The sequence below is a fragment of the Burkholderia orbicola genome, assembly GCF_900100915.1.
In the GTDB taxonomy this organism is placed as follows: Bacteria; Pseudomonadota; Gammaproteobacteria; order Burkholderiales; family Burkholderiaceae; genus Burkholderia; species Burkholderia orbicola.
Window position 1 is genome coordinate 131644 of record NZ_FNKW01000002.1, and the last position, 19767, is coordinate 151410.

Sequence of the window (19767 nt, forward strand, 5' to 3'; positions counted from 1 at the left end):
TGCCTGCCATGCAGATTCATACGCTGACAATCGTCGTGCTGGTTTTCCTGTTGGCCGGCGCGGTGAAGGGAATGATCGGGCTCGGGCTGCCGACGATCGCGATGGGGCTGCTGACGCTCGCGATGCCGCCGTCAGCCGCGGCGAGCCTGCTGCTCGTGCCGTCGCTCGTCACCAACGTGTGGCAGTTGTGGCTCGGTCCGTCGTTCGGCGCGTTGCTGCGCCGGCTGTGGCCGCTGCTCGCCGGCCTGACGGTCGGCACGCTGACGGGCGGATTGCCGGCGCTCGCGGCCGGCAGCACGTGGACGCACGCGGCGCTCGGCGTCGTGCTGGTGCTTTACGGGCTGTGGGGGCTCGCGGCGGCGCGGCTGCCCGCGCCGGGGCGCCATGAAAAATGGCTGTCGGCCGGGGTCGGCTACCTGACGGGCGTCGTGACGGCCGCGACCGGCGTGTTCGTCGTACCGGCGGTGCCGTACCTGCAGGCACTGCGGCTGTCGAAGGACGATCTGATCCAGGCGCTCGGGCTGTCGTTTACCGCGTCGACGATCGTGCTTGGCCTGCAATTGCGCGTAACGGGCGCATTGCAGACCGTCGATCTCGGCGTATCGGCGCTCGCGCTCGTGCCCGCGCTGGCGGGGATGGCCGGCGGGCAATATGCGCGGCGTGTGATGAGCGAGAAGCTGTTCAAGCGTTGCTTCTTCATCGGGTTGATCGCGCTCGGCGCGTATATGGCGGGGGCGGGGTGGCGGTGAGCGTGCCTCCGGCCGCCGAATGATCCCGAAGCCGGTTTCGGCAACCGGCTTCGGGAACGGTCACGGCATGGCGTTCGCGCCGTTCACGCCGGATCGGCGTACTTCAGCGTCCACCCGACCGTGCGGGTCGCGCCCGCGCCAAGTGCGAACGGCTTCGTCGTGCACGCGAAGTTCGAATGCAATTGCCCGATCGGCGTCGTCGACAGCGGATTCGTCGCGCCGTTCGCCGTGTCGAAGGCGGACAGCGCGCAGTTGTCGAACCCGGACGCCGCATAGCCGGTCGCGGCGCTGTTCGCATACGTCACCGATACGCCGTCGCCGTTGGCCTGCGTCGACGCGAAATCCGCGAACGACGTGAAGTCCGTCTCGACCGCGAGGTTGCCGGCGAGCGTGCCCGAACTCAGCGTATCGCTGCGCGACACCGTGCCGTGCGCGAAGGTCAGCACCGTGTGCACCTGCAGGTCGAGATCCGTCGTGTACGCGGCGTTCTTCGACGCGAGGCGGAACTTCGTCGTATCGAACGACACGATCACCTGGCCGTTGCTCTGCTGCACGTTGAGGTTCCTGTAGTACGTGACCGGAATGTAGGTCTTCGCGTTGTACGTCACCTGCGGCACCAGCAGCGCATAGCCGAGGTCGGTCGTGCCGTAGATCAGCTTGTCGGAGAACGGCACCGGGTAATACGGCGTGTACGAGTTGTAGTCGGGCGCCTGGCTGAGGTTCAGGTTGATCACGCGCCGGCCGTCGCGCACGGTGAGCAGCGCGGCGCTGTACGGATGCGCGGCGTCACCCGGCTGGTTGTACCAGGTGAGCGTGTAGCGCGGCAGCGCGTCGAGCCACGCGCGGTAGTCCGCATCGGCCATCGGCGCCTGGCCGCCGAAGCCGAGCTTGTTCCACCATGCGTTCACGTACAGGTACTGGTGCAGCAGGCTGAAGTTCTCGCCCATCACGCGCGGCTTGCCGCGATAGGTGTCGGTGCCGCGGCCCTTGACCCACATGTTCACCGACGGCGTCGGCAGCGACGGGTCGTACCAGTACGTGTCGAAGCGCCGCGCGGCCTGGTAGATGAATGCATACGCAACCTGTTTCTCGCGATCGGTTAGCACGCCGGCATTGGCCGCGGCCGTCAGCACTTCCATGAACGCCGAATCGCCGTACGGGCCGATCGAGCGGCCGTAGTTGAAGCCCTGGCCGTCGGCGTTCAGCTGCGGCAGGATCAGGTCGACCGACTTGCGCAGATAGCCCTTGAGCTCCGGCGTGAGATTCGCTTCGTTGCCCATCTCGAACGTGCGCTCGACCACTTCGCCGATCAGCAGCGTGCTGTAGCGGTCGAAGCGCGCCTGGTCGTAATAGGTCGTGTGCGTGTTCGATGCTTCGTCGGAGAACCCGCCCGACGAGTCGTTGCGGATGTGGTTCGTCAGCGTGTACAGCAGCGCGTCGCGCGCGCTCATCGCGGCGACCGCCGGATCGGTCTTCGATGCGAACGACGGGCTGCCCCAGCCGAGCTTCTGGCGCAGCCCGGCAATGCCGTAGGACACCGCGTAGTAGTTCTGCGCGGTGTTGAGCGACGCGATGTCGATCGGCGTGCCGGCGGCCGGACACGTACTGGTCTTGCCGCTCGCATCCGGGCCGAACATGTCGCAGAAGGTGAGCCGCTGCTGCAGCGTCGCGAGCATCGCGTCGCTGAAGACTTCGTTGAGCATCCCGTGCGCCTTCAGGTTGTTCAGCGCGACGAGGTAGTAGTACTCGCCCCACGACGTGTTCGCATACGTGTAGTTGCTGCCCGACTGCGCCATCATCGCGGTCGTGATCGTCTGGTACGTCGCGAGGTAGCTCGCGTATTGCGGGTCGTTCTTCGACTTCATGTCGATCAGGATGTACGACAGGCCGAGCGCGAGCTTGCCGGGCAGGAATTTGTCGCCGGTGTTCGTGTCGAGCACGTGGACGGGCGTGCCGTCGCCGAGATCCATCACGACCTGCGTGAAATCGGGCGATTTCCGGATCAGGTCGAACAGCGCGCGCATCTGGCCCATCATCGTGACCGGGATGTTCGTGCCGGCCGGCACGCTGGTGTCGGGCGCGCCATAGACGAGCGCCTGCAGCGAGTTCGACGCGAGCGTGGGCGTGGCGGGCGTGGTCGACGAGGGGGCGATGGCGGCGTGTCGGTCACGTCGTTGCCGCCGCACGCGCTGACGAACACGACGGAAAGGGCGCTGAGCGCGGCGCCGAGCGCGAATCTGCTGCGCGGATGCATGGTGTCTCCAGTTTTGAATAGTGATGAAGCACGGGCACGTGTGACCGATGCCGCGCTCGATGCCCGTACCCGGCTGCCGCCTTGCAAACCCTGATCCCTGAAGGCGGATGGCCTGAATCGCAAATCGAGCAGGCAAGCGTTCCCCCTGCGCGGGCCGTGACCGGCGTCGCGCTCGAGCATTGGAAAACGTTTTCCAAATTTAGGCATCCATCCGCGTGATGTCAATGAACTTTCACATCGGATATGCCGGTAGAAACCCGAATGGCGGGAGCGGAGGGTGCGGGAGGGGAAATCGGCCTTATGCGAAAATCGTCGGGATTTTCGTTGATGATCGAATGGTCATCGGGTGAGAGAAATCGCGCTTTGAAGCGGCGGCCGGAGCGTGACCTGGAAACCGATTCTCGATACGTAATGAGAGAAAACGTTATCCATAAGAATCGAAGTGCATTCAGGCACTCCTGACACCGGCCGCCGCGTGCGACGCCGCGCCGTTTCGACGACGTTCAAAGCTGCTTCTCGATCGCCGCCTTGTCGATCACCGACCACACCTGGCGGATCTTGCCTTCGTGAAACTCGTAGAACACGTTCTCGGCGAACGTGACCTTGCGGCCGTCGACGGCGAGCCCCATGAACGTCCCCTGCGGCGAACACGCGAAGCGAAGGCGACATGCGACACGCGGCGGCTCGCACACGAGCAGCCGGATCTCGAAGCGCAGATCGGGAATGTCGCGGAAGTCCTGTTCCAGCATCGCGCGGTAACCGGCGAGGCCGAGCGGCCGGTCGTTGTGGATCACGTCGTCGGACACGTACTCGCCGAGCGCCGTCCAGTCCTGCCGGTTCAGGCAGTCGATATACGCGCGATAGCGGGTGGCGAGATCGGTATCGGTCATGGTCATGCCTCCGTATGTCGATGGGGCGACGCGAATGCGGCGCGCGTCAGCGCGGCGGTGCGCCGCCGGACAGGAATGCGACGAACTCGCGCGTGTACTTCGGCAGCGCGTCGAACGACCGCGCGCAGAGCGTCAGCTTCCGATGGCTCCACGGATCGGACAGCTCGACGAGCCGCACGTCCATCGTCAGCATCGCGCGCTCGGCCGCATGCCGCGACACGATGCCGATGCCCACGCCGCTCGCGATCACGCGGCAGATCGCGTCGAAGCTCTTCAGCTGCACGCGATAACGAATCCGCTTGCCGATCGCGCGCGCCTGATCGGCGAGATGCACCTGCAGTGCGCTGCCGTCGGTGAGGCCGATGAAGTCTTCGTCGGCGATGTCGTCGAACGCGACCTTGTCGTGCGACGCGAGCGGATGCGCGGCCGGCACGACGACGATCAGCCAGTCTTCGCGGAACGGCTGCTGTTCGAGGCCGCCGAGCCCGACCGAATCGGCGACGATGCCGACCTCCGCCGTCTTGTTGCGGATCGCGTGCACGATCTCCTGGCTCGAGCGTTCCTCGACGCTGATCGACAGCTTCGGATGGCTCGGCAGGTAATCGGCCAGTGCGTCGGGCAGGTATTCGCTGAGCGACGCGGTGTTGCACAGCAGCCGGATATGGCCGCGCAGCCCCTGGCCGTACTGCTGCAGTTCGCCGCGCATGTGATCGATCTGCTGCAGCACGGTGCGCGCGTGGTGTTCGAGCGCGCGGCCCGCATCGGTGGCCTGCGCGCCCGTCTTGGTCCGGTGCAGCAGCGGCACGCCGAGTTCGTCCTCCATCCCGCGAATGCGTTCGCTCGCGGCCTGCAGCGTGATGTGCGTGCGTTCGGCGCCGTTCGTGATCGTGCCGGCTTCGCAGATGTTCAGGAAGAGCCGCAGGTCGGTCAGGTCGAAGCGCATGATGGGCGGAGCGATGGGTGGGGATGGCCGATAAGTTAGCAGGAACCGCCGCGCCGGTCTCAGGACCAGCTTGAGGCCTGGTTCGTCGCTTCCGCATTTTCGGGGTGCGATCGGTGGCCGATCATGGACGCACATCAACCGGGGAGCCCGTCATGCGGATCGATTCGTCATGGGGCGTGTCGTTCAAGATCGCGCTGCATTTGCTGTTCCTGTGCATCGGCGTCGCGTGGGCCGGTGCCGAATTCGTCGCATGGTTGCGGTGAATGTCACGGATTGCGCCTATTGAAATCAGTCGGCCATAGTTTTTGTCGACGAAAATTCTTCCGTTTTCTAGCGAAAAGACCATCAAGTTTTTCCGGATCGGACCGTATTACCGGTAGCGAATGCCGGTCGGCATCCGGTCCGTGATCGTTTGTCATCATTGTTTGCATCCGGTTACACGTCGGCCGTTCCGTTTTTGAGATGCTTGAAAGATTGTCAAACCGGAGTCGGATCGTCCATGAAAACGCGCGAGATTCACCCTAAGGCGGCGTGGCTGTCGGGCCTGGCCGCCGTGCTCGTCATGGCCGGTTGTGCAAGTACGCAGTCCGTTCCGCCGAGCGACACGCTGGCGGGAAAACCCGCTGATACGAGCCCGCCTGCCGCGCCGTCGGCCGCACCGATGCCGGCCGCACCGATTCTCGTCGCGCAAAAGTACGTCGTGAAACGCGGTGACACGCTGACGGGCATCGCCTCCGCGAACGATTGCAGCGTGGCCGACTTGCGCACCTGGAACAAACTCGCTGCGAACGGCAGGCTGCGCATGGGGCAGGTACTGCGCATCGTCAAGCAGCAGCCGCTGCCGCCCGCGGGCGCGGCCGGCACGCAGACTGTCGCGAGCAATGGTGCGGCGGGGAATCAAGCAACTGCGCAGACAACAGCGCAGGCCACTTCGCAGGCCGGCGCATCGACCGCGAGCGATCGCCAGGTCGTCAAGGAAACGAAGCGCCGTGCGGGCGGCGTCGCGCTCAAGTGGCCGGCGACCGGCAAGATCGTCGACGGGTTCCGGCCCGGGCAGACCCGCGGCATCCAGATCGCCGGCCGGCCGGGCGACCCGGTTCGCGCCGCGGCCGACGGCCGCGTGATGTACGCGGGCACCGGCCTGAACGATTACGGCAGCCTGATCATCGTCCAGCACAACGCGGATTTCCTGACCGCCTATGCGCACAACCGCAAGCTGCTCGTGAAGACGGGCGACATCGTGCATCAGGGCGACGCGATCGCCGAGATGGGCGATCTCGACAACTCGCGCGTCGCGCTGCTGTTCGAGGTGCGGCGCGACGGCAAGCCGGTGAATCCGATGCCGTACCTGCCTTCGTCGCAAGGGTGAAGCGCGGCCGTTTCGCTGGAACGCGACGGCGGTCGCTGCTACGCTAAGGTTTGTTCATGCGAATCCCGCTATCGCGGGGCCGACGGGCGTCTTCGGGGAAGCGCGGCGAATGCCGTCGCGGGCCGGCTGTCGGCGTGAACGGTCGCGCGTCGCCGATGCGCGGCCGCGTTGCTTCGCGCCACCGTTTCCGACAGAACAGATCTCATTCATGGAACATTCTCCGACTCGCCGCTCGCTGTTGCTTGCCGCCGTGGCTGCACCGTTCGTTGCCGCGTGCACGTCCGCGCCGGTCGCCGACCAAGGGCGCGCCCATACTGCCCAGGCCGAACTCGCCGCACTCGAAAAAGCCTCGAACGGGCGACTCGGCGTCGCCGCGCTCGATACGTCGAACGGCGTGCGCATCGCACACCATGCGCGCGAACGCTTCCCGCTGTGCGGCACGTATGCGGTCATGGCCGCCGCCGCGATGCTCGCGCGCGGCTCGCTCGACGCGTCGCTGCTGCCGCGCCGTATCCTGTACCGCCGCTATGAAATCGTGTCCGGCTCACCGATTACGGAAAGCCACGTCGACACCGGCATGACGATCGCGCAACTATGCGCGGCGATGCTGCAGTCGGGCGACAAGGGCGCGGGCAACCTGCTGATGGGCGTGCTCGGCGGTCCGCAGGCCGTCACGGCGTTCGCGCGCGAAAGCGGCGACACCACCTTCCGCCTCGATCACTGGGAACCCGAGCTGAACAAGGCCGCGCCCGGCGACGAGCGCGACACGTCGACGCCGGTCGCGATGGTCGACACGCTGCAGCGGCTGCTGCTCGGCGACACGCTGCGCGAACCGCAGCGCGCGCAACTGACGGAATGGATGGCCGGCGGCGCACGCGCGGCGACCGGTATCGCGGCGGGCGTGCCGCCCGGCTGGCGCGTCGCCGACAAGGCGGGCACCGGCGGCTACGGCACGACGACCGACATCGCGGTGCTGTGGCCGCCGTCGCGCGCGCCGATCGTGATGGCCGTGTCGTTCACGCAGCCGCAGGCCGATGCCGCGGCGCGCGCGGACGTCATCGCGTCGGCGGCGCGCATCGCGGCGGGCGCGCTCACCGCGACGACCTGAATTTTCGGCGTCTCGCGCAAAGCCGGCGTTTGGCTTATCGTGTCGGTCAGCGCGCGCCGACGCCGGCGCGCGGTCCTTCCGCGCCGTTTTCCGTTTCCCGTTCGCCATGCGCCGACTTCCGCCCCTGCACGCGCTGCAGATCTTCTCGACGGTGGCTCGCCACCGCAGCTTCACGCGCGCGGCCGAGCAGCTGTGCCTCACGCAGGGCGCGGTGAGCCGGCAGATCCAGACGCTCGAGGCGCATTACGGGTTTCCGCTGTTCAAGCGGCATGCGAAGGGCCTCACGCTGACGGCGGAAGGCGAGCAGCTGTTGCCGGTGGTCGACGAGAGCTTCGCGCGGATCGAGGACATCTCGATGAAGCTCACGCGGCAGCGCACCGATCTCGCGCTGAAGGTGCCGACCTGCGTGATGCGCTGGATGCTGCCGCGCATCATGCGCTTCCAGGGCGAACATCCCGATCTCCACGTGCAGATCACGACCGCGTGGCAGCACGTCGTCGATTTCTCGAGCGAACCGTTCGATGCGGCGATCGTCTACGGGACGTCGCCGGGCCCCGGCGTCGTCGCGCTGCCGCTGTTCGACGAACGGCTGACACCCGTGTGCGCGCCCGAGTTGCGGCAGGCGTCGCCGCTCGGCGCGGTCGGTGATCTCGCGCGCCACACGCTGCTGCATCCGACGCGCGACCACCGCGACTGGCGTGCATGGCTCGACCATGCGGGCGAGCGCGGCGTCGATCCCGCGCGCGGGCCGACGTTCGACACGCTCGATCTCGCGACGAACGCGGCGATGCAGGGCTTCGGCGTCGCGATCGGCGACGTGACGCTCGTCGACGACGACGTCAGCGCGCGCCGGCTCGAACGGCCGTTCGACATCGTGCTCGAAACCGGCGCACGCTACTTCTTCGTCTACCCCGAGAACCTCGGCAGCCAGCAGAAGATCCGCGCGTTCAGCGACTGGATCGCGCGCCATCGCGACTGACGCGCGGCGCCGCGGCGGGCTTTACTGGTAGGTCACGACGGCGATCATCGGTGCATGGTCGTTGCCCGGACGGTCAGGTAAAACGATTGCGCGCGAGGCCTGCGTGAAGAGCGCCGTCTTCAGCGAACGCTGCGTTGCCGCGTCGACGAACGCGATCTGGCCGGCGGCCGGGCGCGGGCAGTCGGGGCGCACGTGTGCCTGCGCCGCATTGGCGTCGAGTGCGAATGAGCAGGGTGGCTCGACGATCATGCCGGAGAAGTAGATGATGCCGGACGCGCCGGCGGCAAACGACGAGGACGAGGCCAGAAGCGAGGCAGCCAGGGCGAACGAGGCGAACACACGATGCTTCATGACAGGCTCCAGAGAGGAAGCGCGTCGCAGCGGGGCCGCTCGGGTGGCAGTCCGTCAACGCTACGATGCTATCTGCGTAAACGGCAAAACCATCGGACCTCTTGAATCAAAAAACGAAAATATCGGTAATCAGCAAATGACCGCGTGGTGCTTCAACCAATGTAGGCCGGATCTGCGCGTCCGCAAGTCGGGGAAACGCCGGGTGGCATAAGATCGCATGACGAACGATCGCCGTAATCGTTGTGCCGGCAACGGTTTGCGTCGTCCGGAAAAGCAAAACGGCCGCTCGTGAGTGAGCGGCCGTTTTGCCGTGAAGCGGGGCGTGCGGGGTTCAGCCCGCGCGCTTGCGGATCGCACCCACGACGACGAGCAGCACGATCGCACCGATGATCGACGCGATCCAGCCGGCGCCCTGGCCCGGCGCATACCAGCCGGCGGCGCGGCCGACATAGCCGGCCACCAGCGAGCCGACGACGCCGAGCACGACGGTCATCAGGATGCCCATCTTGTCGTCGCCCGGCTTGAGTGCGCGGGCGAGGAGGCCGACGATGAGCCCGACCACCAGGGTTTCGATGAATTGCAGCATGAATGCCTCCCTATAGCTGTGCTGTTGACGAAAGGAAGTTGACCCGTGCGATGCACGAGGGTTCCATGCGGCGGCAAGCCGGCGCGTGGCGTGCGCAGTATCGCATGCGTTCGCGTCCGGCGGATGTCACTTGGCAGGCGCGTCGGCAACCGGGTCGAGGCGGCGATAGCCTTCGGTCGCATTCAGCAGCGTGCGCGTGTAGTCGCGTGCGACCTGCCCGGCCCGTACGTCCTCGATCCGCAACTGCTCGACGATCTCGCCGTGCTGCATCACCGCGACGCGCTGGCACAGGAAGCCGATCACCGCGAGGTTGTGGCTGACGAGGATCATCGTCAGGCGGCGTTCGCGATGCAGGCGGCGCAGCAGGTTCAGGATCTCGGCCTGCACCGATACGTCGAGCGCGGACGTCGGCTCGTCGAGCAGCAGCACGCGCGGCTCGACGATCAGCGCGCGCGCGATCGCCACGCGTTGCCGCTGGCCGCCCGACAACTGGTGCGGATAGCGGAAGCGGAACGCGGGGCCGAGGCCGACCTCGGCGAGCGCGCGGGCGATCCGCGCATCGGCGTCGCCGATCGCATGGATCGACAGCGGCTCGCGCAGCGTCTGGTCGACCGTGAAGCGCGGATGCAGCGACGCGTACGGGTCCTGGAACACCATCTGCACGTGCCGGCGGAACGCGCGATCGGGCGTGCCGCCGACCGGACGGCCATCGATCGACAGGCTGCCGGACGCGAGCGGCACGAGGCCCGTCAGCGCCCGCAGCAGCGTCGACTTGCCGGAACCCGATTCGCCGACCAGCCCGAACACTTCGCCGTCGCGCACCGCGAAGCTCGCGTCGCGCACGGCGTCGACGTGACCCGTGCGGGTCGGGAAACGGATCGATACGTGATCGACGTCGATCATCGTGCGGCCTCCTGCGGGTCGTGTGAGCTCGGCGTGGGCACGGCGGCGTCGAGCCACGCCGGATCGCGCCGCAGCACCGGCAGTTCGTCGGGCGGGTTCGCGAGCGGCGGGTTCGCCGCGAGCAGCCCGCGCGTATAGGGATGCGTCGCATCGCGCAGGTCGCGCGCGGCGCAGGTTTCGACCACGCGACCCGCATACATCACCGCGACGCGATCGCAGAACGACATCACGAGCGGCAGGTCGTGGCTGATGAACACCAGGCCCGTGTCGTGCCGCGCGATCATCGCGTCGAGCACCGCGAGCACCTGCATCGACACCGCGACGTCGAGCGCGGAGGTCGGCTCGTCGGCGATCAGGAGGCGCGGGCCGGTCGACACCATCATCGCGATCATCACGCGCTGGCCCATGCCGCCCGACAGCTCGTGCGGATACGCATCGGCGACGCGCGCCGGATCGCGGATCTGCACGGCCGCGAGCGCGTCGACGATCCGCTCGCGCAGCGCGCGGCCGCGCAAGCCCGGCTCGTGCCGCCGGAACGCTTCGCCCATCTGCTTCGCGACGGTCATCACCGGGTTCAGCGAATACTTCGGGTCCTGCAGGATCATCCCCATCTGGCTGCCGCACAGGCGCCGGCGTTCGCTCGCGGACATCGCGAGCAGATCCCGGCCCGCAAAGCGCATCGTGCGCGCCGACCAGCGCGCGGCGTCGGGCAGCAGGCCGAGCAGCGCGCGGCCCGTCAGCGACTTGCCGGAGCCCGATTCGCCGACGATGCCGAGTCGCTCGCCGGGCGCGAGCGTCAGCGACAGGTCGCGCACCGCGTCGATGACGACGCCGTCGTGCCCGCGAAAGCCGATCTTCAGGCCGTCGATCTCGCAGAGCGGCGCGGGCGCGGGGGTGGAATGCATCGGCATGTCAGGCTCCATGGCGGGGATCGAAGACGTCGCGCAGCCCGTCGCCGAGCAGGTTGAACGCGAGGCTCACGAGCAGGATCGCGATGCCGGGCAGCGTCGCGACCCACCACGCGTCGAGCAGCACGTTGCGGCCCGACGCGACCATGAAGCCCCACTCGGGGCTCGGCGGCTGCGCGCCGAGGCCGAGAAAGCCGAGGCCCGCGACGGTCAGGATGATGCCGGCCATGTCGAGCGTCGCGCGCACGATCACCGACGACATGCACAGCGGCATGATGTAGCGCAGCAGGATGCGCGGGCCCGACGCGCCTTGCAGCCGCGCGGCATGGATGTAGTCGGCCTGCGCGATGCGGATCGTTTCGGCGCGCGCGAGCCGTGCGTATGCCGGCCACGCGGTGATCGAGATCGCGACGACCGCGTTGATCACGCCGGGCCCGAGCGCGGCCGCGAACGCGAGTGCGAGCACGATCTTCGGGAACGCGAGCGCGATGTCGGTGATGCGCATCAGCACGCTGTCGACGAAGCCGCCGCAATAGCCGGCGGTGGTGCCGATCAGCAGGCCGATCGGCACCACGATCACGACGACGAGCAGCGCGATGCCGAGCGTCAGGCGCGAACCGGCGATCATTCGCGAGAGAATGTCGCGGCCGAGCTGGTCGGTGCCGAGCCAGTGCGACGCGGAGCCGGGTGGCAGCAGGCGATCGGACAGCACCTGGCGCAGCGGATCGTGCGGCATGATCAGCGGGCCGACGATCGCGACGACGACCAGCGCCAGCAGGATCGCGAGCCCGAACAGGTTGAGCGGATTGGCCGCGAAACGGCGCCAGCGGCGGTAGGCGAGGCCGCACGCGGCCTGCGCGCGCGACGCGGGCGCATCGGAAAGCAGCCACGCGCGCAGCGTGAGCGGTGCGGCATTCATGGTCGGGTAGCCTTCGGCATGGACGGTGAAGGAAGCAGGAGGGAAACGGTCATGTCGAAGCCGTCCTCAGCGCGCACGCGGATCGAACACGCGGTACAGCGCGTCGGTCAGCAGGTTGACGGTGATGAACATCGCGCCGATCACGAGCGTCGCGCCGAGCACCGCGCTCATGTCGGCGTTCAGCAGCGCGCCGGTCAGGTACGAGCCGAGCCCGGGCCACGCGAACACGATCTCGGTCAGCACCGAGCCTTCGAGCAGGTTGCTGTACGTGAGCGCGATCACGGTGAGCAGCGGCACCGCGATGTTGCCGAACGCATGCCGCCAGATCACGCGCCGCTCCGACAGGCCCTTCGCGCGCGCGGTGACGATGTATTCCTGGCTCAACTGGTCGAGCATGAACGAGCGGGTCATCCGGCTCAGGTACGCGACCGAGTAGTAGCCGAGGATCGCGGCCGGCAGCGCGATATGCGACACCGCGTTGCGGAACACGTCCCACTCGCCCGCGAGCGCCGCGTCGATCAGCAGGCTGCCGGTGCGCGGGTCGACCATCCCGTCGTACACGGGATCGAGCCGGCCCGGGCCGCCGACCCAGTGCAGCCGTGCGTAGAACAGCAGCAGCCCCATCAGCCCGAGCCAGAACACCGGCACCGAATTGCCGATCAGGCCGACGAAGCGCGCGATGTGATCGATCGGCCGGTTGTGCTTTACCGCGGCCGCGACGCCGAGCGGCACGCCGATCGCGATCCCGATCAACGTCGCGATCGTCGCGAGTTCGAGCGTGGCCGGAAACACGCGCCTGATGTCGTCGAGCACCGGGTTCGCGGTCAGCAGCGACATGCCGAGATTGCCGTGCAGCACGTCGCGCGCATAGATCAGGAATTGCGTGACGAGCGGCTTGTCGAGACCGAGTGCGATACGCTCGGCCGCATACGCTTCGGCCGACGCGCGATCGCCGAGGATCGCGAGCACGGGATCGATCGGCACCTTGCGGCCGATCACGAACGTCAGCGCGAGCAGCCCCGCGAACGTGACGGCGAGCGTGAGCGCCCAGCGCAACACGCGCAGCGCCCAGCGTACGGCCGGGCGCCGCGCGGGCAGCGTGCGCAGTGCTTCGAGGGAGGAGGCGGGAGTCGACATGCGGTGAACCTTATTGCTTCTTCAGGTGACGGTACGACACGAGATCGTTGATCGGACCGACTTCGAGCCCGCTCACGCCGGGACGTGTCGCGACCTGCGCGACCTTCTCGAACATGATCACGAACGGCGAGCGCGCGAGTATCTCCTTCTGCATCGCCTGGTACCGCTGCGCGCGTTGCGCGGCGGTCGGCTCGGCGAGCGCGGCGTCGGTTTCCTTCGTCAGTTGCGGAATGTCCCAGCTGTTGCGCCAGGCCAGCATTTTATAGCTCGACTTGTCGCCGTTGTCGGGATTCCATGCGAAACCCTGCGCGTTGCTGTGCGGGTCGATGTAGTCGGCCGACCATTCGCCGATGTAGATGTCGTGCTGGCGTGCGCGGTATTTCGCGAGCGTCTGCTTGTTGTCGCCGGGGATCAGCTGCACCTTGACGCCGGCCTGCGCGAAATTCGCCTGCACGGCCTGCGCGATCTCCGTGTACGGATAGTCGTTGCGCACGTCCATCGTCACCGAGAAGCCGTTCGGCACGCCGGCCTTCGCGAGCAGCGCCTTCGCCTTCGCGACGTCGAGCTTGTACGGATTCGAATTCAGCGTGCCGAGGAAACCTTCGGGCAGGAAGGTCTGGTGCACCTTGTAGGTCGTCTTCACGACGTTGGCCTGGATGCCCGCATAGTCGACCAGCCACTTCAGCGCTTCCTGCACGTCGGGCTTCGCGAGCGTCGGGTTCTTCGTGTTCAGGCCGAGATACAGCAGCGTCGCCTGCGGCGAGGCCGTGACCTTCGCCTTGCCCGCTTTCACGACCGACGCGAGATCGTCGGGGCTCAGGTCGCGCGCCGCGTCGACGTCGCCGTTTTCCAGCAGCAGCCGCTGGCTTGCCGCTTCGGGCACGTGGCGCAGCACGATGCGCTTCATCGCGAGCGGCAGCCGGTAGCCGTCGAAGCGTTGCAGCACGACGCTGTCGCCGGCCGCCCACTTGACGAGCTTGTACGCGCCGGAGCCGGCCTCGTTGGTCTTCAGCCACGCGTTGCCGAAGTCGTTGCCCTGCTGGTGCGACAGCAGCAGCTTCTTGTCGAGCACCGACGCGGGCCACGAGCCGAGCACGTTGAGCACGAAGGTCGGCGCGTACTTGTGGTCGGTCGTGATCGATACCGTCTGGTCGTCCAGCTTCTTCACGTTCGCCGCGACATTGGCCTTCGTGAGCCCGATGCCGGTCAGCACCGCGGCCGGCCCCTTGTCGAGCAGCACCGCGCGCTGGATCGACCACGCGACGTCGTCGGCCGTCAGCGGGTTGCCCGAGTGGAACTTGAGGCCCGGGCGCAGCTTGAACGTATAGGTCAGACCGTCGGGGCTCACGGTCCACGACTGCGCGACGTCGCCGTTGAATTTCGACGGATCGCGCAAGTCGACGCGCACGAGCCGGTCGTACGTGTTCGCGACGTATTCCTCCGGCACCAGCTCGTAGATCTCGCCTGGATCGAGCGTCGTGAATTCGTCGAGCAGCGTGGCCATCACGAACATGTCCTTCGGCGTTTCCGCATGGGCCGCGGAAAGCGGCACGGCGGCGCACAGGGACGCGGCGGCCAGCGCCGCGACGAGCCGGGAAGTCGGGAATTTCATGGGCGCATCTCCATCTGTCGTTTGAGTCGTTGAACGTGAACCTGCATGAAAAGGGGGGCGTGCAGCGTCGTTACATCAGGCGCCACGGGCCGCTCGCCGCGTTGTCGATCTGCGGCAGCGCGTGCGAGCCAGGCAGCTCGTAGTGCCACCACTCGCTGTCGATGTGCGCGAAGCCGGCTGCGTGCATCACGCCGAGCAGGAGCAGCCGGTTGCGTTGCACGTGCTCGGGCAACCCCGCGTGAAAGTGGCCCGACGCGGCGACCATCTCGTCGAAGCCGGTGCCCATGTCGAGCGGCGCGCCGTTCGCGCCGACGAGCGTCAGGTCGAGCGCGGTGCCGCGGCTGTGGTTCGAGCCGCGGCCGAGATCGGCGACGAAGTTCGGGTCTGGCAGGAAATCCCACAGCACTTGCTGCGCCTGCGGCGGCCGGTATGCGTCGTAGATGCGCAGCGTGAAGCCGGCTTGCGCGGCGACGTCCACCGCCCGGCGCAGCGCGGTTTCGGCCGGCTCGAGCAGCAGACAGTGCGCGTGGCGGTAGATCGGCTTGCCGGTCAGGTTGCGCTCGGTCGCGTAGACGAGATCGATCTCGACGCGATGCGTGGCGGACGTGATTTCGACGAGGCGGTGAGGGTTCATCGGCGGTCCGGTTTACTCAGGATTCGAATTGGTCGAACGTGCGCTGCAGTTCGCGATTGCGCGCGACGCGCCGGTCGATCGCGGGACCGAGGCGGTCGACCACGGCGGTGATCAGCAGGTTGAACAGGCAGGTGAGCGGCGCGAGCGAATCCCAGAACTGGCCGACGTCGGTCTTCACCTGCAGCAGGTCGGCCGGCCACTCGCGCGCCCACGGGCAATACAGATCGGTGACGAGCGCGAACGGCTGGCCGCGAACGGCTGCCGCCTGGCAATAGCGGCGCGCGCTGCGCGAATAGGCGCGCGTATCGGTGACGATGCAGTACGGCCGTTCGAACTCCGAATTCAGCGAATCGACGTACGAGCCCGACTGGCCGTCGGAATAGAACACGCGCGGGCGCAGGTATTCGAGGTAGCTGCTGAATGCGTTGCTGATGCCGCGGGTCGACTGGATGCCGAGGATGAAGACGGCATCGGCATGCGCGATCCGGTCCGCGACCTGCGCGAACACCGGTTCTTCGGCGAGCCGGTACACGTGGCGGATCGCGTCGAGTTCGCGCTCGAGCGACGACGCGAGCGAGCCGCCGCCGCGATGGCCGTCGCGCTCGCCGACGGTCGTTGGCGTGGCGGTGGCGCGGCGGTACTCGTCGAGGCGGTCGGTGATCATCCACGGGCGGTCGCCGCCGCCGCGCAGTTCGCGTTTCAGGTCGTCGAGATTCCGGTAACCGACGCTGCGCAGGAAACGCCCGACCGAAATGCCGCTGGTGCCGGTCTGCTGCGCGATCTGGTCGGCGGTTTCGAGGCCGAGCCGATCGAGGTTCGCGAGCATGTAGCTCGCGATGCGCTTCGCGGTCGGCGTCAGCTCGGCAAAGCGGGATTCGACGGTATGGGCGAAGGCGCAGGTCATCGAGCTGTTAGATCGTTGTCATTTGATGATTCGATGTCATCTATCTGACAAAGCCAAAATCATTCGCGCCAGCGGATAAAAACTATGGGGTAGCGGTGGGCGATAGGGGGTTGGGCCGTGCGTGCAACGACTGGGGGAGCAACGCACTGGTGTGTGAAAATATTTCTGACAGGAATATTTTACGTTTATCTCTATCAGAGATAATTTGCGTTTATGCCTGTCAGAGATATACTGCATGGATCGCATACAGGACTCCAGCCGTGAATCTCATCGTCAATACCCCTGCTCAACTGGGCGAAATCCTGTCGTCCGCGCGTCAGGCCAAGGGGCTGACGCAAGCCGAAGCGGCGGCGCGCATCGGCGTCGGCCAATCGCGCCTGTCGTCGCTGGAAACGCTCCGCACCGAAAGCCTGTCGCTCAAGCAGTTGCTCGAACTGACCGCGCTGTACGGTCTCGAGCTCAGCATCCGCACGAAGGACGGGCGCGACGCTGCCAACGTCGAGTGGTAATCGATGGGACGCAAATCGCACAGCCGCGCGCTATCGATCTGGGCCAATGGCGTGCGGGTCGGAATCTGGCGGATTCCCGCGCGCGGCGACATGGAGCTGCTGTACGACGCCCGCTGGAAACAGTCGGATGCCGGCCGCCCGCTGTCGTTGTCGCTGCCGTTCGGCGTCGGCGATGCGCCGTTGCGCGGCGAGCGCGTCAATCACTACTTCGATAATCTGCTGCCCGACAGCGACGCGATTCGGCGCCGGCTTGCGTCGCGGTTCGGCACGGCGACGACCGAGCCGTTCGATCTGCTCGCCGCGCTCGGCCGGGACTGCGTCGGCGCGGTGCAGTTGCTCGGCGAGGATGAAACCCCGGCCGGCCATGACCGGATCGACGGTACGCCGTTGTCCGACGACGAAGTGGCGCGTGTGCTCGATCAGGCGAGCGGGGCGGCGGGCGGTGCGCAGGACGACGACGACTTCCGCCTGTCGCTGGCCGGCGCGCAGGAAAAGACCGCGCTGCTGTTTCACGACGGGCGATGGATGCGTCCGCATGGCGCGACGCCGACCACGCATATCCTCAAGTTGCCGCTCGGGCTGGTCGGCAACAAGCGTGCGGATCTGACGACTTCCGTCGAAAACGAGTGGCTGTGCCTCGCGATCCTGCGCGCGTTCGGCCTGCCGACGGCGGATGCCGACATCGTGCGTTTCGGCGAACACAAGGTGCTGTCGGTCGCGCGCTTCGATCGCGCGCTGCATCGTGACGGCGGCTGGCTGTTGCGCTTGCCGCAAGAGGATTTTTGCCAGGCGCTCGGCGTGCCGCCGCATCTGAAATACGAATCGCAGGGCGGCCCCGGCGTGCCCGATCTGGCCGGCATCCTGCGCCGGTCGGAAACGGCGCAGGCTGACCTCGACACGCTGTTCACCGCGTTGGTGGTGTTCTGGATGCTTGCCGCACCGGACGGGCATGCGAAGAACTTCAGCCTGCGCCTGCTGCCGGGCGGCCGCTTCCGTCTGACGCCGCTCTACGACGTGATGTCGATCTGGCCGGTCGAAGGGGATGGCGCGAACCAGTGGTCGTGGCACAAGGCGAAGCTCGCGATGGCCGTGCACGGCAAGCGCAAGCATTATGCGATGCGCGACATCACGCGCCGGCACTTCACTGCGATGGCGGAGCATTGCCTGCTTGGCGATATCGCGACACCGATCGTCGAACGACTCATTGCAATGACGCCACACGTGATCGAATCGGTCGGCGCGGCGCTGCCGGCCGGGTTTCCGGCAAGGATCGCCGAACGCATTCTCGGCGGATTGCGCTTCGCCGCGCAGCGACTCGCCGACATGCCGCGGGAGTGACGCGGGCCCGGTCCCGGCCGGGCAGGTGAAAGCCGGCGCATCCGTATTTTTCCGTTCCGGGTGGCGCGCCAGGCCACCCGAATCGATAGCAGTGGGCCGCCATCGCGCCGTGCGCATATCGACTTCTTTTCCTCGCCATTCATCCCCTGCTGCATCGCAATAATTACAAAATTAAAGCCGATCAGATTAAATCATTAATTCAGATTAATAATTCATTTAATTTTTGGATGAATCTGGATTTAACTTGCGTCACGGGATGGTTGATTTTCGGTAATTCGAAAAACGGCAAGTGTTCCGTAATGGAAATTCTCTCGATTGAGGAATGAAGAGGAAATCATGACGAATCTTTCTCGACGCAAGATGTTGACGAGTACGGCCGGTGCCATTGCCGCGGCGGGCATTGCGGTAACGGCGAAGGCGGCTTCGTTCGGCAATCCGGACAGCCCGCCGGAAGGCGCGGTGAATGCGCGCAACCGTCAGAGCCTGACCGACCCGGGGCCTAAAAATCCGGCCATCGCGAATCAATTCCCGTCTTTTCAGGACCCGCCGGCCACCGATATCAACGGGATGCCGTTATTCTGGGCGTCTTTCAATAATGCCCATAAACGCATTCAGAATGGCGGGTGGGCGCGCGAAGTGACGCAGGACGATTTCGCGATTTCCGAAACCATTTCCGGCGTCAACATGCGGCTCACGCGCGGCGGCATTCGCGAGATGCACTGGCACCAGCAGGCCGAGTGGGCCATCATGCTCGACGGCCGCTGCCGGATCACGGTGCTCGACGAACTCGGGCGACCGTCGGTGCAGGATGTCAAGACCGGCGATCTCTGGTATTTCCCGCCCGGCCTGCCGCATTCGCTGCAGGGCCTCGGCAGCGACGGCGCCGAATTCCTGCTCGCGTTCGATAACGGTCGCGCATCGGAATTCAACACGCTGTTGCTGACCGACTGGATCGCGCATACGCCGCCCGACGTGCTCGCGCTCAACTTCGGCGTGCCGGCCGACGCGTTCAGGAACGTGCCGCTCGACAACCTGTGGATCTTCCAGGGCGACGAGCCGGGCCCGCTCGCGGACGCGCAGCGCGCGTCGGCCGCATCGGCCGGTGCGCCGCCGCATCCGTTCGTCTTTTCGCTCGGCGACATGAAGCCGGTCAGGAAGACGCGCGGCGGCGAGGTGCGGATCGCGGACAGCACCAACTTCAACGTGTCGACGACCGTCGCGGCGGCGCTCGTCACCGTGCATCCGGGCGGCATGCGCGAGCTGCACTGGCACCCGAACGCCGACGAATGGCAGTACTACCTGCAGGGCGAGGCGCGGATGACCGTGTTCGACACGGGGCCGAAGGCGCAGACGGCCGACTTCCGCGCGGGCGACGTCGGCTATGTGAAGAAGAGCCTCGGTCACTACGTGCAGAACACCGGCCGGACCGATCTCGTGTTCCTCGAGATCTTCAAGACCGACCGCTATGCGGAGGTGTCGTTGTCCGACTGGCTCGCGCATACGCCGCCGCAGCTCGTCGAAGCGCACCTGAACGTCGCCCCGGACGTGATCGCGCAGTTTCCGCGCAATCGTCCCGACGTCGTGCCGCTGTAACGCCGCCGGCGTCTCGTCGTGGTCGGCATGCGGCTTGCTGCTGTGGCGGGCCGCGATCCCCGAATCGGCCTTCCTCATTCG

Annotated in this window: 18 protein-coding genes and 1 pseudogene; 7 read left to right on the forward strand and 12 right to left on the reverse strand. The window is 66.6% G+C overall.

The features are described from left to right. Positions 1-8: 8 nt before the first annotated feature. Positions 9-749 (forward strand): sulfite exporter TauE/SafE family protein, encoded by a 741-nt coding sequence (locus BLS50_RS17485; protein ID WP_176934242.1) that lies wholly within the window; start codon positions 9-11, stop codon positions 747-749. An 83-nt stretch (positions 750-832) separates the two neighbouring features. Here the strand turns inward: BLS50_RS17485 and BLS50_RS17490 are convergent. The 3 genes and pseudogenes from BLS50_RS17490 to BLS50_RS17500 all read right to left on the reverse strand — a co-directional run bounded on the left by BLS50_RS17490 (position 833) and on the right by BLS50_RS17500 (position 4836). Then, a pseudogene (locus tag BLS50_RS17490) lies at positions 833-3003 on the reverse strand (hypothetical protein). 503 nt (positions 3004-3506) lie between these two features. Further along, complete coding sequence (locus BLS50_RS17495) at positions 3507-3893, reverse strand: ester cyclase (RefSeq protein ID WP_074802990.1); 387 nt, start codon at positions 3891-3893, stop codon at positions 3507-3509. Positions 3894-3939: 46 nt separating this feature from the next. Continuing rightward, positions 3940-4836, reverse strand: a complete 897-nt coding sequence (locus tag BLS50_RS17500; RefSeq protein WP_074802993.1) for a LysR family transcriptional regulator — start codon at positions 4834-4836, stop codon at positions 3940-3942. A 499-nt stretch (positions 4837-5335) separates the two neighbouring features. Between BLS50_RS17500 and BLS50_RS17505 the strand changes: the two genes are divergently transcribed. From BLS50_RS17505 to BLS50_RS17515, 3 genes are all read left to right on the forward strand, one after another. Further along, positions 5336-6205 (forward strand): peptidoglycan DD-metalloendopeptidase family protein, encoded by an 870-nt coding sequence (locus tag BLS50_RS17505; protein ID WP_074802996.1) that lies wholly within the window; start codon positions 5336-5338, stop codon positions 6203-6205. A 208-nt stretch (positions 6206-6413) separates the two neighbouring features. Next, complete coding sequence (gene bla / locus BLS50_RS17510) at positions 6414-7313, forward strand: class A beta-lactamase (protein ID WP_074802998.1); 900 nt, start codon at positions 6414-6416, stop codon at positions 7311-7313. A gap of 106 nt (positions 7314-7419) precedes the next feature. Next, entirely contained in the window at positions 7420-8292 is an 873-nt protein-coding gene (locus tag BLS50_RS17515; protein WP_006478829.1) for a LysR substrate-binding domain-containing protein, read from the forward strand. Positions 8293-8313: 21 nt separating this feature from the next. On the opposite strand, the gene BLS50_RS17520 is transcribed toward BLS50_RS17515, so the two are convergent. From BLS50_RS17520 to sapR, 9 genes are all read right to left on the reverse strand, one after another. Further along, a complete protein-coding gene (locus tag BLS50_RS17520) occupies positions 8314-8643 on the reverse strand; it encodes a hypothetical protein (RefSeq protein WP_011547522.1) in 330 nt (109 codons plus the stop codon). 331 nt (positions 8644-8974) lie between these two features. Then, a complete protein-coding gene (locus BLS50_RS17525; protein WP_006478831.1) occupies positions 8975-9229 on the reverse strand; it encodes a GlsB/YeaQ/YmgE family stress response membrane protein in 255 nt (84 codons plus the stop codon). A 126-nt stretch (positions 9230-9355) separates the two neighbouring features. Further along, positions 9356-10132 carry an ABC transporter ATP-binding protein gene (locus tag BLS50_RS17530; RefSeq protein ID WP_074803001.1) on the reverse strand — a complete coding sequence of 259 codons (777 nt, stop codon included), beginning with the start codon at positions 10130-10132 and terminating at the stop codon, positions 9356-9358. Next, a complete protein-coding gene (locus tag BLS50_RS17535) occupies positions 10129-11043 on the reverse strand; it encodes an ABC transporter ATP-binding protein (protein ID WP_074803004.1) in 915 nt (304 codons plus the stop codon). Before BLS50_RS17535 ends, BLS50_RS17530 begins: the two co-directional genes overlap by 4 nt. A gap of 1 nt (position 11044) precedes the next feature. Further along, positions 11045-11959 carry a nickel transporter permease gene (gene nikC / locus BLS50_RS17540; RefSeq protein ID WP_006478834.1) on the reverse strand — a complete coding sequence of 305 codons (915 nt, stop codon included), beginning with the start codon at positions 11957-11959 and terminating at the stop codon, positions 11045-11047. A 66-nt stretch (positions 11960-12025) separates the two neighbouring features. Beyond that, the gene (locus BLS50_RS17545; protein WP_006478835.1) at positions 12026-13096 is read right to left on the reverse strand and encodes an ABC transporter permease; all 1071 of its coding nucleotides are present in this window, start codon (positions 13094-13096) and stop codon (positions 12026-12028) included. Between the two features lie 10 nt (positions 13097-13106). Beyond that, entirely contained in the window at positions 13107-14708 is a 1602-nt protein-coding gene (locus tag BLS50_RS17550; RefSeq protein ID WP_069231252.1) for an ABC transporter substrate-binding protein, read from the reverse strand. Positions 14709-14778: 70 nt separating this feature from the next. After that, positions 14779-15342, reverse strand: coding sequence for a D-alanyl-D-alanine dipeptidase (gene ddpX / locus BLS50_RS17555; RefSeq protein ID WP_069231251.1), 564 nt, complete (start codon positions 15340-15342; stop codon positions 14779-14781). A 16-nt stretch (positions 15343-15358) separates the two neighbouring features. Further along, on the reverse strand, positions 15359-16246 hold the full coding sequence (gene sapR, locus BLS50_RS17560) for a sap1 transcriptional regulator SapR (protein WP_069231250.1): 888 nt from the start codon (positions 16244-16246) through the stop codon (positions 15359-15361). Between the two features lie 260 nt (positions 16247-16506). Here sapR and BLS50_RS17565 point away from each other — a divergent pair, with 260 nt between their 5' ends. The 3 genes from BLS50_RS17565 (at position 16507) to BLS50_RS17575 (ending at position 19686) form a co-directional block, all read left to right on the forward strand. Continuing rightward, on the forward strand, positions 16507-16755 hold the full coding sequence (locus BLS50_RS17565; protein ID WP_006483523.1) for a helix-turn-helix domain-containing protein: 249 nt from the start codon (positions 16507-16509) through the stop codon (positions 16753-16755). 3 nt (positions 16756-16758) lie between these two features. Then, positions 16759-18093 carry a type II toxin-antitoxin system HipA family toxin gene (locus tag BLS50_RS17570; RefSeq protein ID WP_069231249.1) on the forward strand — a complete coding sequence of 445 codons (1335 nt, stop codon included), beginning with the start codon at positions 16759-16761 and terminating at the stop codon, positions 18091-18093. A 336-nt stretch (positions 18094-18429) separates the two neighbouring features. Beyond that, the gene (locus BLS50_RS17575; RefSeq protein ID WP_069231248.1) at positions 18430-19686 is read left to right on the forward strand and encodes an oxalate decarboxylase family bicupin; all 1257 of its coding nucleotides are present in this window, start codon (positions 18430-18432) and stop codon (positions 19684-19686) included. Positions 19687-19767: the final 81 nt, after the last annotated feature.

Coding starts and splice junctions, on each gene's coding strand:
- BLS50_RS17485 (WP_176934242.1), top strand. CDS start 9: ATGCAGATTCATACGCTGACAATCGTCGTGCTGGTTTTCCTGTTGGCC.
- BLS50_RS17495 (WP_074802990.1), bottom strand. CDS start 3,893: ATGACCGATACCGATCTCGCCACCCGCTATCGCGCGTATATCGACTGC.
- BLS50_RS17500 (WP_074802993.1), bottom strand. CDS start 4,836: ATGCGCTTCGACCTGACCGACCTGCGGCTCTTCCTGAACATCTGCGAA.
- BLS50_RS17505 (WP_074802996.1), top strand. CDS start 5,336: ATGAAAACGCGCGAGATTCACCCTAAGGCGGCGTGGCTGTCGGGCCTG.
- bla (WP_074802998.1), top strand. CDS start 6,414: ATGGAACATTCTCCGACTCGCCGCTCGCTGTTGCTTGCCGCCGTGGCT.
- BLS50_RS17515 (WP_006478829.1), top strand. CDS start 7,420: ATGCGCCGACTTCCGCCCCTGCACGCGCTGCAGATCTTCTCGACGGTG.
- BLS50_RS17520 (WP_011547522.1), bottom strand. CDS start 8,643: ATGAAGCATCGTGTGTTCGCCTCGTTCGCCCTGGCTGCCTCGCTTCTG.
- BLS50_RS17525 (WP_006478831.1), bottom strand. CDS start 9,229: ATGCTGCAATTCATCGAAACCCTGGTGGTCGGGCTCATCGTCGGCCTC.
- BLS50_RS17530 (WP_074803001.1), bottom strand. CDS start 10,132: ATGATCGACGTCGATCACGTATCGATCCGTTTCCCGACCCGCACGGGT.
- BLS50_RS17535 (WP_074803004.1), bottom strand. CDS start 11,043: ATGCCGATGCATTCCACCCCCGCGCCCGCGCCGCTCTGCGAGATCGAC.
- nikC (WP_006478834.1), bottom strand. CDS start 11,959: ATGAATGCCGCACCGCTCACGCTGCGCGCGTGGCTGCTTTCCGATGCG.
- BLS50_RS17545 (WP_006478835.1), bottom strand. CDS start 13,096: ATGTCGACTCCCGCCTCCTCCCTCGAAGCACTGCGCACGCTGCCCGCG.
- BLS50_RS17550 (WP_069231252.1), bottom strand. CDS start 14,708: ATGAAATTCCCGACTTCCCGGCTCGTCGCGGCGCTGGCCGCCGCGTCC.
- ddpX (WP_069231251.1), bottom strand. CDS start 15,342: ATGAACCCTCACCGCCTCGTCGAAATCACGTCCGCCACGCATCGCGTC.
- sapR (WP_069231250.1), bottom strand. CDS start 16,246: ATGACCTGCGCCTTCGCCCATACCGTCGAATCCCGCTTTGCCGAGCTG.
- BLS50_RS17570 (WP_069231249.1), top strand. CDS start 16,759: ATGGGACGCAAATCGCACAGCCGCGCGCTATCGATCTGGGCCAATGGC.
- BLS50_RS17575 (WP_069231248.1), top strand. CDS start 18,430: ATGACGAATCTTTCTCGACGCAAGATGTTGACGAGTACGGCCGGTGCC.